At 41.6% G+C, this 12,434-nt stretch carries 14 protein-coding genes; all 14 read right to left on the reverse strand.

Annotated elements, in window-relative coordinates; translation table 11 throughout:
* Positions 1-37: 37 nt before the first annotated feature.
* Positions 38-964 (reverse strand): leucine-rich repeat domain-containing protein, encoded by a 927-nt coding sequence (locus tag CLV93_RS07095; protein ID WP_106541493.1) that lies wholly within the window; start codon positions 962-964, stop codon positions 38-40.
* 56 nt (positions 965-1,020) lie between these two features.
* Positions 1,021-2,073 carry a mechanosensitive ion channel family protein gene (locus CLV93_RS07100; RefSeq protein ID WP_170108885.1) on the reverse strand — a complete coding sequence of 351 codons (1,053 nt, stop codon included), beginning with the start codon at positions 2,071-2,073 and terminating at the stop codon, positions 1,021-1,023.
* Between the two features lie 196 nt (positions 2,074-2,269).
* Positions 2,270-3,154 (reverse strand): pentapeptide repeat-containing protein, encoded by an 885-nt coding sequence (locus tag CLV93_RS07105; protein ID WP_106541844.1) that lies wholly within the window; start codon positions 3,152-3,154, stop codon positions 2,270-2,272.
* Positions 3,155-3,371: 217 nt separating this feature from the next.
* On the reverse strand, positions 3,372-3,971 hold the full coding sequence (locus tag CLV93_RS07110; protein WP_170108886.1) for a helix-turn-helix domain-containing protein: 600 nt from the start codon (positions 3,969-3,971) through the stop codon (positions 3,372-3,374).
* 107 nt (positions 3,972-4,078) lie between these two features.
* Positions 4,079-4,618 carry a GNAT family N-acetyltransferase gene (locus CLV93_RS07115; RefSeq protein ID WP_106541496.1) on the reverse strand — a complete coding sequence of 180 codons (540 nt, stop codon included), beginning with the start codon at positions 4,616-4,618 and terminating at the stop codon, positions 4,079-4,081.
* Between the two features lie 97 nt (positions 4,619-4,715).
* A complete protein-coding gene (locus CLV93_RS07120) occupies positions 4,716-5,549 on the reverse strand; it encodes a hypothetical protein (RefSeq protein ID WP_106541497.1) in 834 nt (277 codons plus the stop codon).
* 137 nt (positions 5,550-5,686) lie between these two features.
* Positions 5,687-6,346 (reverse strand): S41 family peptidase, encoded by a 660-nt coding sequence (locus tag CLV93_RS07125; protein ID WP_106541498.1) that lies wholly within the window; start codon positions 6,344-6,346, stop codon positions 5,687-5,689.
* On the reverse strand, positions 6,250-7,146 hold the full coding sequence (locus CLV93_RS07130; protein ID WP_106541499.1) for a hypothetical protein: 897 nt from the start codon (positions 7,144-7,146) through the stop codon (positions 6,250-6,252). Before CLV93_RS07130 ends, CLV93_RS07125 begins: the two co-directional genes overlap by 97 nt.
* A 136-nt stretch (positions 7,147-7,282) precedes the next feature.
* Complete coding sequence (locus CLV93_RS07135) at positions 7,283-7,936, reverse strand: hypothetical protein (RefSeq protein WP_106541500.1); 654 nt, start codon at positions 7,934-7,936, stop codon at positions 7,283-7,285.
* Positions 7,937-8,269: 333 nt separating this feature from the next.
* The gene (locus CLV93_RS07145; protein ID WP_106541502.1) at positions 8,270-8,926 is read right to left on the reverse strand and encodes a transglycosylase domain-containing protein; all 657 of its coding nucleotides are present in this window, start codon (positions 8,924-8,926) and stop codon (positions 8,270-8,272) included.
* 447 nt (positions 8,927-9,373) lie between these two features.
* On the reverse strand, positions 9,374-9,760 hold the full coding sequence (locus tag CLV93_RS07150) for a hypothetical protein (protein ID WP_106541503.1): 387 nt from the start codon (positions 9,758-9,760) through the stop codon (positions 9,374-9,376).
* A gap of 141 nt (positions 9,761-9,901) precedes the next feature.
* Positions 9,902-10,273 carry a VOC family protein gene (locus tag CLV93_RS07155; protein WP_106541504.1) on the reverse strand — a complete coding sequence of 124 codons (372 nt, stop codon included), beginning with the start codon at positions 10,271-10,273 and terminating at the stop codon, positions 9,902-9,904.
* 203 nt (positions 10,274-10,476) lie between these two features.
* The gene (locus tag CLV93_RS07160) at positions 10,477-11,628 is read right to left on the reverse strand and encodes a DUF4221 family protein (RefSeq protein WP_106541505.1); all 1,152 of its coding nucleotides are present in this window, start codon (positions 11,626-11,628) and stop codon (positions 10,477-10,479) included.
* A 303-nt stretch (positions 11,629-11,931) separates the two neighbouring features.
* Positions 11,932-12,414, reverse strand: coding sequence for a hypothetical protein (locus CLV93_RS07165; protein WP_106541506.1), 483 nt, complete (start codon positions 12,412-12,414; stop codon positions 11,932-11,934).
* Between the last annotated feature and the right edge of the window lie 20 nt (positions 12,415-12,434).

The raw sequence follows: 12,434 nt of genomic DNA on the forward strand, positions 1-12,434 counted from the left end.
TCAGTTATTGAATTGCCTCAAGATAAAACATTTTTGCTTATGAATGCTGAATACCCTGCGTTCCGACCATTTCAGCAGTAACAATAGTAACAATCATCCCTTTCGCCTCCAGCAAGTCAATCTGATTCTTTGGCACCGGATTTCCAATCAGGTTCACATACTCCAGATTTTCTAGTTCCAAAAGCGGCGATATATCATCAATCTGGTTTCCTGACAGGTCAACCACTTTCAGATTGACCAGGTTGCTTAGCGTATCGATATATCCAATCTGGTTATTGGCCAAATACAATTCTTCCAGACTTTTTAAATTCCAAAGATTTTCAATATCGGATATCGAGTTGTTGGAAACATCTAGTATTTTCACATGAATACAGTGTTCGACACCATCCAGCGTCTCCAATCCACTGTAAGCCATTTCAAATTCTTCGAAATCTTCGAGGTAATAAAACGGAAATTCGATGTTTACCCTTCCATACTCGCGCATCTTCACCAGGTTGTAAAACGACCTTTCGTAGTCAGCGGTCCCGACTTCATACGCTTCCTCATTCTCCTCATCGGCATCTTCAAAACCAAAACCTTCGTCCGGATTCACATCCCAGGCATATTCCGGATGGTAGTCAATATCTTCATCGATTTTTGTAACGACAACAGAATCAATATCGTCCATCAATAGGATATGAGAATGTCTGCGGAGCCTCGCGTAGTCGTTTTGCTCGTACAGTTTTTTAATCTCCCGGCGAAACTGCTCTCCTCTGTCGGGATGATACAACATGACCAGTATGGAGAAACACCGGGCATCTTTCTCCTCGTCAATGGAAACATATTCCGATATCCGGTTGGCCATTTCCCGGATCTTACGGTAATTCCGGTTTTTATAAAGCACAATGAGTTTCCCTGTAATGACGTTCAGGTTTTCGTTGGAATATGCTTTTACCAAATTGTGATAGAGTTCTTTTATGTCCATATTTGGCTGTAGGTTGCGGGTTGGGTTGGTCTTCGGGCCGGTGGAACGATTGAAGTCTACTTTTCTAAGTTATCTTTGTCAATCTGCTCTTTGATACTATTCTGAAGTCGCTCCTTCAAATCTTCATTTCTCTTCATCAAGGATTTCGTCTTTTCAATCTCTTTGTCATCCTTCAAGTCCTTCAGTTTATCTTTTAATGCTTCCTGCTTTTTCTCTATCTCTTTAATATAGTCCTTTTTAGTTTCAATTTTTCCCGATTCGATGGCTTCATCAAATATCAAATCTTCCGGAGATTTTTCTTTAACCGGTTCTATTTTCTTAATAACCTGCGTAGGGATGAATTCTTTTTCGTCCACACGTCGTTGGTTCATAAAAGTCGGTGATACAATTTCTATTTTTTCTTCGTGAAGTCTATCCATGACATGCGCGTTAAGAAGTGAACTCGTGCTGAAATAGCTACTACTGTCCTCTAAAAAACCATGAATTTTGTATACGACTGAAAAATCCCCCAAACTGGTAATATAGACATAAGGGTCAGACAGTCCGGCTGAAATCGCTGCCTCTTTTAGTGCCTTTTCAATATTATCCCGCGATATATCGTATCCTAATGAAACGGACGCGGAAATCACAGTGTTTGTCTTGCGTATCAATTTAACAGGATTGCTGGCAACATAGAGATTGGGAATCGATATAAAATTGCTGTCTTCGAGTTGGATTTCCGTATGAAAAACACTTTTCTTAATCACCCTACCCTGTAAGTCTCCAATTTTTATCAGGTCTCCATTCCTAAAACGGTTCATGGATTTGTTCATAATCCCAGCTATCAGGTTGCCTAAAACGGTGGTTGAACTTAAAGCAATCCCTGCACTAATAATTATTCCAAGAAAGCCCAAGATTTGTCCTTTCAGTGATTTATCAATTGGCAAGACCAGAATAAAAACCAACAGACCGATGAGAACCAGGAAAAATGAAATAGCCCCTCTGGTAATATTTCCATTTGATGCCGTTGATTTCATTCTCTTAAAAATCCACGAGTTGAAAACCAAAAGGACGACTAAAATCAGTAAAACAACTGTCGGTTCAATAAATGATTCAAATATGTTTTCCATCTTCTCCATTCTTTTTTACTACTGTGTCCCTTTTCCTTCAACGCACCTGTTCATACCAATCAAAAGTTTTCTTTTCTTATATCTTGGATGTTAGGGTTGTAACAAGTTACCAAAATCTTTTCAATTGAAGGATATTGGGTATTTCAGGTAAAACAACGGTTGGCGATTTATTTTTCGATATGATTTACATCCTGCTTTATGTTGTTATCAGGGTGATACCGTTTACATCGGCTTTCCCGTTTTTCAGGAATGCATAGGTTATTGGATCAGCCTGGCAGTCAACAAACTGAATCCTTTTCAAGCTTCGGTTTTTAAAGAACGTGTTGACGATGGTTACGTGCTCGAATTTTACATTTTTAAAGTGACAGTTTTCAAAGGAGCAATCCTCCATAGTGCCATCAAAAACGATATTCGTCAGTGATGTATCGTGAAAGGACGTACGACTCCAGCGAGCATGAGAAACCGTATTTTTTTGGAAGTCGCATGATTTCATCGTCGTTCCTGACATATCAGCGCCGGAAAAATCGCAGCCGCTGATGTGGCATCCTGAAAATTCAGCTTCTTTCAGCACACAACGATTAAAGATGTTGTTATCCAAGTGGGAACCCCGGATATGACTGCTGTTGAAGTCTGAATCAGAAAAATCGCATCCAACAACATGATTGCCTTTCAGGAGAAGTCCTGACAAATCGGAACCATTAAACATACAGCGCTGCATGTTGGAGCCACTGAATTTCTCGTGCAGATTCTTTAATCCCGAAAAGTCAGCGTCAACCCAGTTGCCTCGTGACATATTCCAGCCAGGCTTCTTCTCAGGCCCACCAGATGAGGTTTCGTGCGATGAATCCCCCGTTGCTGTTTCCGTTTCTCCCACCGGGAAGCTTTCTGAAAAGTAATTCAAGTCGACACCCAGAATCACTGCCAGGCGGTTCAGTGTAACAATGTCGGGCATCGATTCACCACGTTCCCATTTCCCAACGGCCTGTGCGCTGATAAACAATTGTTCAGCAAGTTGGGCTTGCGAAATGTTTAGCTTCTTTCTGGCTTCAGCAATCTTGTTGCCAATCATCTTTGTTTCCATTTGTGTCATTTTTATTGTTTTTAATCGACACCACAAAGATATTTTGCGTTATCTCCGGAATCAGCCAAAATATAGCTACTATTCGTTGTAATGACACTACTTCTGGTTGTTATTCAGCAACCCTTGGTTGTTTGTGTAGAATTGGACAGTGCAAAACAGTTATTTCCAGATGGTCGGCTATTGGTGGTTCAGAGATTGAATATGGGCATTTATGAATTCATCTAATGAATCGTATTTTCGGTTGGTACCGAGCTTCCTTTTCTTCCTTGATTCGAATGGAGTTGATGATAATCAGAATGAAGTTGTAGGTATACAGGAAGCCGTACACGACATATTTGATGGTTGGATTGATCATCAGCGCGGGCGACATATCCTGGGCTTGAGCAAACCGGTAGATCGTTATGCCCGTAAAGGTTACAAAAGCCAATACCAACAACAGCGTCCAGGTTATCTGGAAGTTTAGTATCTCCCGGATCAGGCTTTTCAGTCCGGCGATTTTCCCTTTTTTGAAAATCCACAGGAACAGCGGGATGATAATCCCCAGTAAGGGAAAAAGGATAAACCCCAGCGACGAAGCGTTCAAAGCTGACAAAAAGCTTTTATCTGTCTGTTCTTCCCAATCGATTATCTCGTCAGGGGTCACTTTTAATGTATTGGCCAGCTTCTTTAACGTGTCGCCTCTTGGCTCGGTCTGCCCGCTTTCAATTCGTTGAATGGTTCGAAGGCTTAACCCGGTTTCGTCCGCCAGCACTTCCTGCGACAACCCGCTTTTCATTCGAATCTCTTTAACTCTTTCCGACAAATTCATGTTTTTCATTTTCATTGATTTGGTTCAGCTTAAAAATAGGTTGGAACCCTTACGCTGCTTGCGACTATCATGTGACATGTTTACGACAAGGGTGTCATTTTTATTAGCGATAAAGACTACTTGTCTGTAGTTGCACTTATTTTATCATATTCACGTTTCGTCATTCGGTAAATCACTCCTTTTTGCCCGTTGAAGTCAAATTGTTGCTTGAATGTCATTCCTATTTTTTCGAGCACCTGGATTGATGCCTTGTTTTCCGTCATGGCCCGTCCGACTATCTCCTCAATATTCAAGTCTGAGAAACCAAACTCCAGGCACCTGCCGGCAGTCTCGGTGGCGTATCCTTTGTTCCAAACGTCTTTGAAAAACCGAAAGCCAATATCATACTCATCGATATCAGGACTGTATTTCAGCCCGCACCACCCGATAAAAGCATCTGTTTCTTTATCAATGACCGCCAATCGCCCGACTCCATATTTTTCATACTGTTCGTATTGTTTCAAAAATCGCCGGGCCCCATCAACGGTTTGGAAAGGAACATCTCCAGTATATTTCAACACATCCGGGTCCAGATTCAGACGATAGAAATCTACTGCATCATTGACCGTCAGATTTTGCAAATAAGTTCTTTCTGTTTCAAGTTTTATCGTTTTCAATAGGCTTATTTATGTTTGTTCATAGACCTCAAAGACTGGTTAGTAGTTGTCATCCTATGAGACATCACCATCCATTATCTTTCGGCCAGTACTGCTCTTATTTTATCAAATCAAGATATCTACTACTCATCCACCCCAGAGAATAAGTGGGTTCCTTATTATTATCTCCAACTGCATTCCAATCTCTATGAACACCCGAAGTATTGTTATCTATTTTCACAAACCACCAAATCCGGCCAGTAACATCTTTTCTCTCAGCTATTGCATAACCTATTGTGTTTTTGGAATAAACATCTATCGTATTACCATAAGCATCAAAGGGTCTGACAATCTCTGTCGTATCATCAATTACAGGTGAGAATCTAAGTTTGTATTCCTCATTTCGGATTTTGAACGCAATGGGTCTATCAAAAAAAACGGTTGGAAAAACCATTTCAGGGACATACTCTTCTTTTGACTGTAATGAGTATTTTATTTTTCCTCCCTGAAGAGTTAGTACGTAGTTTTCGAATACATTGGTGAAGCCTCCACAGCAAGCATAATTATTTATTCTAAGTACCATTTTCTCTCCTGGCTGGTAGGTTGATACATCACAAAGTTTGCCAATAACAGAGAGAATACATTCAAAACTGACACCATTTGAGCGGTAAACCTCAGTTATCCCTCCATCTATACCTCCCTCTCCTGAAAATAATATATCTTTCAATCCATCCTGGTCAACATCAACGATGTGCAACTCGTTTAGATCAAAAAACCTGAAAATATTCTCGGACTCGGTTAATGATTTTATTCGTTCTACATATTCTTGTTTTTCATTCTTATCAGAAATCAATTCCCAGTCTTTAAGTTTAGATAGCGTTTCGCCATAGTTAAATTGAGCGAAGCAGTTAGTGCTGACCAGAGTTAATAAGATGAATAGTTTTGTCCTCATAGTTTGGCCTTTAACGGTCGCTTTACTTGGCAAAGATTATTGACTTCCGGCGCATTATACATGCGCGATACAATATACAAATTGTGGACGTATGATGATTCACTCTCCCTTCAAATCAAAGTTTACCGGCTTCTGTTCTAGTCCATCAACTCCAGGTAATTTCTCACAAAATATACCCAATTATCCAGACGATCGTATAATTGTTCCGTTGTAGGATAGGGTATCATCACATCCGGCGAGATTCCGATGTTATCAATGGGATGTTCGGGTAATCTTTTTGAGCGAGTCAATGGATACGTCAGTTTGTAATTCCCGGAAGGGAGTATGACCGGCACTGCGTTTGAATAATCCAGAACGCCGGCCGTATGTTGATTTCCAAATAACGTCACTTTTTTGCTGTTTTGGGCAGCCAGGAGAAATTGTTCGGCAGAAGACGCATTTCCATCGTTAATGATGATTCCCACCTTCCGGGGATACCGGTATACTGTATCCCTGATTACTTCTTCATCTCCGCCGTATATGGCGTCGGTTACAAAACCACCCACATTTTTCTTCATGGCCCGAAGCAAGGCTTCTGCCCATTTGATTCCTTCTTCTCCATCCCTGATGTCCCCATTTTTCAATTCATCTTCGAAAAACTGTATATTTCCTTTGGTTGCATAATACTCAACATCCTTGCTTTCATATGGATGGGTGTAAATCAGCTCGGCCAGTTTCTGGTAATAGGTGTCCTGACCACCTCCATTGTACCGGAGATGTCGATGATTAAATTGGGACGGCTTGTGATCTCGTTCCAATGCCGGATAACCACATTATTTGACTCCTCCGTTTCAAAACCGGGAATGCGCAAATAATAGGTACTGTCGTTTAACGCGGTAGCTACGGGATAGATATTCATCCCGTTGGGATATTCAGCGACATAAGAGTAGAGAAGCGCCCGGTCTGATATTTCATTGGACGTCTGCCTGACAAACTTCGTATTGTCGTGTATTTCCAGGACGTTGTTATTGATATGCAACGATGCTTTCCCTTTCAGGGTACGGGAATTAGTTGGATTAAAGGAAGTCATTTCAAACTCATTATTTTCCTGTTTCGAAAATTCAAACATCACCTGATTGCGCTCGTAGTTTCGATACTGAACTGCCACTCCAACGTAACGGCCCTCTTCTTTTTGAACGATGGCTATCTTTCCCCGAAAGCCGATCCAAATTCCTTCGATTGATTGGCCGGTGTTATTGATACTGTCCAAATGAACCGGATAAAAACGGATTTGCGTCTCTGCTTTTTCGTTGTTTTTTCGATGCATATTCGCCCGGGTACCGCTTACCCGCAAATGATAGTCTTTGAACCATTCGGTATAAAGATTGAAATATTTCCGGCAGGAATCGGGATACTGAACAATCCGTTTTCGCAGGTTTTGCTCCAGCTGCTTCAGGTCCGGCAATGTTTCTTTGTTCACTTTATCGTTGTAACCCGGATAATCGTTTTTAATCTTTTCAACGAGGTAATCGAAGTCTTTTAAGCATTCATTTTTCTGTGCGTGTACAACAAATGAGGTTAAAATGCCCATCATTAAAAACAATACTTTTTTGGTCATAGTTTGGTGGTTTGAAAGTTGTCGAAAGTCTTTTTTGTCGTCTGTTAGTTAAATGAATATCAGGGCTGTCAATCCATCCCAAAACTTCGAGGGATTCCTGACTTTCATTGGCTGTACTGACTTCTGCCCAGACTCCTTATTCTATTTTTAATGGAAATGTCAAGATGGTATTCACTTTATCTTTTCCTATGATTAATGGTTCAAAACGTTCTTTCATCACACTGTTAGCTATATTCAACTCATTCTTTTTCCCGAGGCTGCCAAGCCATCTAATCCTAATTGGTTCTCCCCCCTTATCGACGAATATTTGAATATGTGCTTTTCCCTCGTTCAATTCATCCAGCGCATTTATCACTCTCGATATCTTTTTAGCATTTATTCGAAGAAGTGCAGAGTCCGTCAGATTGAAGAATTCACTTCTAAATCTGGGCCTGTCAAATGGGTTCGCCGGGTAATCAATAATCTCGTTCTTAAACTTCACTCTCACAGCGCTATCCATTACAGCTCTGTAGCATTCAATCCCTGCTGTTACAGTACACCCCCGATAAATAAGTTCAATCCCCAGTTGCCTGATTATTAATCTATTTGTGTCAGGTGAAGAAACAATCCCAAATTCATATAATTTGTATTTTCCTGCTTTCAGGTCGTTAATCGCCTGAAGCTTCATTTTATTGCAGATGCTATCATCCGAATTCGTGATAACGGATTTTGTTGTCACATTTTCCTGTGAAGAATTCGCGCAAGACAAAACAATCAGAAAGGCAAGTATTATATTCAAGTATCTTCTCATTTCTTATCATTGGTCGAATTCGTGTGAACCAACATGATTGTTATACCCTCATTCTGAGTTGCATTGAATGTCTTTTTGTGTTGAGTTGTCAAAAACCTTATCCGTTGTTCTTCTCCAATACAGGTGGGAAACTCTTCATCTGTTATAAAGAGCGAATGATAGCTGTTCAAATTTTTAGTCTTCATTTTGTTGGTTGTTAGGTCAGTCCCAAGTTACCAAAATCTTTCAATTTTTTGGTCGTTCAATACGAAATTTGGAGATGAGATCTTGTTTTCTCCTTTAGATAAAACACTGCTCAATCTTCGGGGGCTATTCCGCTTGAATTTCCCCTTATTATTTACATCCTTCTAATTCACAGTCTTTCCAATCGATGGGTTGACATTCGCCTCTGATGAGCTTTTTTATCCGTTCCACTCTTTCCCTGTTTCTTTCCGGGTACTTGTCGATCCTATAGCGGTTGGGATTTAACAACATAGCGGTTAACGATAGGTATTCGTCGTGTGTTAGTTCACTGAAATTCTTTCTAAAATAGAATTTAGCGCCATTGGAGAAACCGTGTATCTCGCTTCCGTCATTGTAATTCCCCAAATACGCGTAGCTATAAAACAATTTTAATTGGTCTGCTTTCGAAACGGAAGGATCGAATACCAGCCGCGTGATGAGCATCAACCGGATTTTCGACAATCCGGGATGGAACTGCTTAAAGTAGAACAGCTTGACCAATCCCTGACTTATCGTCGTCCAACCGGCACCCGGAGAACGAAAGTCCAGGCCTTTATGCGAATAAAAGCCGGGGTCTTCCACCATTAGCATATCAGCAATTCGCTGTTCACCTATGGAATCAAGTTCGAGCGTACAGTTTTTGGAGTTCAGCAATCCCTGAACCAGACGATCGGTTTTGGATTTGGCAATGATTAAGTCTATTCCCGGAATTCCGATGATCAAAAGTCCGAGGACAACAAGCGATATTTTTAACCGTTTGTTTTTCATATGAAGTAACTGGTTGTTAGGCTTCACAACAAGTTAAGGAAAATTCTTCAAGGACCGCTCATTGTTAGCTCCGAGACGCTTATACCCTATACCTTACGCCGTAAACCAGACAGAACGCCACGGTCGCTCATGCTATGCGATCTCACAATGACAGCGGTTGATCGATTCTCTCAACACTTAAAACTTATTCTCCACAACAATAAAACACTGCATCTCAACGTTTTTACATCAAAATATCCGGAATATAGTTATTAGGAAGTTGCGAAAGCAACCATAGCAAGATTTTAACCGGTACCGGTCGTCGGGCGATCTAACCCCCCAGGTCTTTCGTTTAAGATGAAAGGGCTGCTGAAGAACGCGAAGAAGGTGGACTTTGCAGCATGTCCCCGGCGACCGGCCGGTTTCCGGATACTCTCCTGGCATTTTCAACTGAATTATTTTGGTTTCTTATACCTTGGGTAGCATTTCCAACAGTGAAGGAACCTGTATAAAGGGCATAAATTCCTTCCATCCCAGTAACGAATAGAGTATGTGAGACACCGGCGCCGCCAGGATCGTGAGCAAAAAGTAGGTAAGGGCTTCACTTCGTTTCATACGGAACCAGAAAATGGGAAACAACAAGGTCAGTAGTAACGGAACCGGGTAATATATCCACCAGGGCAGTCCAAAACCGGTTGTGTATCGTTCCCATGCCATGCAAACTATGGCCAACAAACTTAAGACCAACAATACCATCAACTGCTTCGTTGGATTGGGATACCGCTGACGCAACGAGAATCGTACCATCAGGATGATGACGATGACAGATACAATGGTGAGCGAACTGAATTCCATACGGTTGGTTTTTGGTTAATGGTCATTTGAAATCCTGCCTCGTTGAATAAGTTACGGAATTTCAATGAAACGTTGTATGAAAGTCACTCTTGGGATCGTCTTTGTCACGATTTGATCATATTACGTAAAGAAACCGGTTGCCTATTTCCGGATGGAGATCACGATGCAGAAACCATCTGGATCGACATACGTCATTCCGTTTGCTTTCCAATAAGGGTTGGCCGGTTCTACCGGGTGAAAACCTTTGGTTTGGATTTGTTGGTTCAACTCTGTGTATTCCTGCCCCGTTTCTACATAAAATACCAGCAGGTCATCATCGTCGGGATGATGGTTGGGCGCCTCACCTGATTTCGTGTATTCGAGGTGCCAATCGGCTCCGTCCTTTCCCAGGAAGATGCCATCGTATCCATCGTGATCATGGAATCCCCCTAATTGTGCCAATCCCACCGCATCGCAGTAAAATTCAATAAGCGGTGCAAAATCGTTCGTGTGCCGGGCTACGCGTAGTTTCATCTGTTGCTAAGTTATTTTATGGGAGTAACAGATGAGAGAGTTGGAGGTTTCAGGTTATGCTTCGCTGTTTTTATTGTTCCTGTAGTTTCTGTTGCTAGAAGAGTTTTAAGTTTTAGGAGTTAAGTTTTAAGACCAGAGACGCCAGAGGAAAGACATTAGACTTTAGACCTCTTTATTGTTCATTACTCATTGCTTTGAGTGTTTTACACCTTTTCCTTCTCCAGCTTAAATAATTGAAATTCCAGCAAATCGACATTGTAATTCGGATTGTACGGATTACTCAATGACAAATACAATCCATCTTTCGTGATGAAATACCCATTCATATCGTATACATCGGTCGGGAAAACCGTTTCCCCGATGACGTTCATATCTTTGTCCAGAATGATAATGGAAAAATCAGGAGGATACCGGATGAGGTCCGTAGACGATCGTTCTTCGGTTACGCCATGTTCCTGCACCGCAAACCGGTAAAAGACATCCCGGTAGGGATCGGCCACCAATTTTGAATAATGAGGATTCAGTCCTTTCATGAAACGATATTTACCTTTTTCCACATCGATGTATTTGCTTTTGGCCGGATATGACTTCCAGTTTTTCGCATCATCGGAGACGAACACATCGTCATAATACATGAAATTCAGATAAAATCTGCCCTTCTCAATAAAGAACCCAAAGAACGGCGGATAATATTTGCTGGTCCAAAAGTCTTTCGGTAAACCAACATCCACCATCCGGGCAGTCTTCGCAGCCGTATCGAGCTCAGCAACCATCCGGACTTTTTCCGGCGCAATGCTTTTATAATTGCTTTCGTCAAAACCCGGATAAAAAGGGATATATAATTTCGAATCCTTAAAGCCCATGCGCATATTCTCCAGCGAACGAGAATTGGGGGCATACACCATTTGGTCCTGCTGATACTTTGAATAGTCAATCGTCGAAGTTCGCTTCCCTTCCTGGTTGATGATGAACAGCCTTCTCTGGAAATTGGATGTTACGCAGATACTGTCATAACTCAGTACCTCGAAGCCATTAGCATCTCCCACGCCATTAGGTCCCCGTGGTTGCAGCTTAATGATGTTGACCAGCTTTTCCGAGTCGAGATTAAAAACGCAGATCTGGCTGGTATAACCGCTCAGGTAAAACAGGTAGTGGGAAGAATCGGGCGAGGTGTAGGGCTGTAAACAAACGGACCGATTAACTATCCATTTGTTCAGTTGAAAGGTGAGCTTTTTATCGGCCGCCTTCAGCTTAGCGACATAATGAGCATTCTCCGAAGCATCATTCTTTCCTGCCCGATTTGAATGGCACGAAACAAAAATCAAAAGGATTAGGATGATAAATAATGGTTTCATTGGTTTTCTGGTTTGAGGTTATATGTTGGTAATTTCACGGTTACACCATTTCAGGTTTCAAGTTTCAGGTTGCGCTTCGCGGTTGCAAATGTTCCTGTGGTTCCTATTGTTACTGTTGTTCGGTTCTTACCATTAGCATTGTTATTGCGGTCGCAAACAACACCTGTTTTTCAATCCACACCATCTCACGACTGCTTCCCTGGGTGCGTAACTTCTTTTTCTACAATCCTGCCATCCCATCGGGATTTCTCACTTTCCCATCTTCTCTCCCTCTCAACTTCTCCTATTCAGCGTTTCGTGGTTCTATAATTCCGCTAAGGAAATACCCAACAATACATGGCTGTGTTGCGCAAAATACATCTCTACTTCGTCGCCTTCGCTGACTTTATCGAAAAATTCTCTGGAAACATCATAAGCTGCCTGGTTGATAATCAACTGAAATTTATCGATGGATTTCATTTCCTGATTCGATAACGTACCACTTCCGGCTTCATGACCGGTATGTTTCATTTTTCCGGTGACTTTCTCTATCCTGACGGTTCGGTAGCCCGCTTCCAGGTCCCGGTTCAAATCACGGTTGACCCGATGCAATGTCATCCAGCTCAATCCGATAATAACCATATCAACAGCTACTAACACGGTATGCTGATGAATGATATCTGTCATCGACAAATCAATGAAGTTAAACAGGATTCCTGCCAATAAAATCATCCCGGCAAAAACATAGCCGTTTCGTTTTTCATACTTCAAAAAGCGGATGTCTTCTTTGGTTAGTCTTCTTTTCATGGGTTAGCAATTAGTTGGTT

It is taken from the genome of Prolixibacter denitrificans (assembly GCF_003014495.1).
GTDB classification, from domain to species: domain Bacteria; phylum Bacteroidota; class Bacteroidia; order Bacteroidales; family Prolixibacteraceae; genus Prolixibacter; species Prolixibacter denitrificans.

What these genes read in the sequence shown, in the direction of transcription:
- CLV93_RS07095 (WP_106541493.1), bottom strand. Translation starts at nt 964, where the DNA reads ATGGACATAAAAGAACTCTATCACAATTTGGTAAAAGCATATTCCAAC.
- CLV93_RS07100 (WP_170108885.1), bottom strand. Translation starts at nt 2,073, where the DNA reads ATGGAAAACATATTTGAATCATTTATTGAACCGACAGTTGTTTTACTG.
- CLV93_RS07105 (WP_106541844.1), bottom strand. Translation starts at nt 3,154, where the DNA reads ATGGAAACAAAGATGATTGGCAACAAGATTGCTGAAGCCAGAAAGAAG.
- CLV93_RS07110 (WP_170108886.1), bottom strand. Translation starts at nt 3,971, where the DNA reads ATGAAAAACATGAATTTGTCGGAAAGAGTTAAAGAGATTCGAATGAAA.
- CLV93_RS07120 (WP_106541497.1), bottom strand. Translation starts at nt 5,549, where the DNA reads ATGAGGACAAAACTATTCATCTTATTAACTCTGGTCAGCACTAACTGC.
- CLV93_RS07130 (WP_106541499.1), bottom strand. Translation starts at nt 7,146, where the DNA reads ATGACCAAAAAAGTATTGTTTTTAATGATGGGCATTTTAACCTCATTT.
- CLV93_RS07135 (WP_106541500.1), bottom strand. Translation starts at nt 7,936, where the DNA reads ATGAGAAGATACTTGAATATAATACTTGCCTTTCTGATTGTTTTGTCT.
- CLV93_RS07145 (WP_106541502.1), bottom strand. Translation starts at nt 8,926, where the DNA reads ATGAAAAACAAACGGTTAAAAATATCGCTTGTTGTCCTCGGACTTTTG.
- CLV93_RS07150 (WP_106541503.1), bottom strand. Translation starts at nt 9,760, where the DNA reads ATGGAATTCAGTTCGCTCACCATTGTATCTGTCATCGTCATCATCCTG.
- CLV93_RS07155 (WP_106541504.1), bottom strand. Translation starts at nt 10,273, where the DNA reads ATGAAACTACGCGTAGCCCGGCACACGAACGATTTTGCACCGCTTATT.
- CLV93_RS07160 (WP_106541505.1), bottom strand. Translation starts at nt 11,628, where the DNA reads ATGAAACCATTATTTATCATCCTAATCCTTTTGATTTTTGTTTCGTGC.
- CLV93_RS07165 (WP_106541506.1), bottom strand. Translation starts at nt 12,414, where the DNA reads ATGAAAAGAAGACTAACCAAAGAAGACATCCGCTTTTTGAAGTATGAA.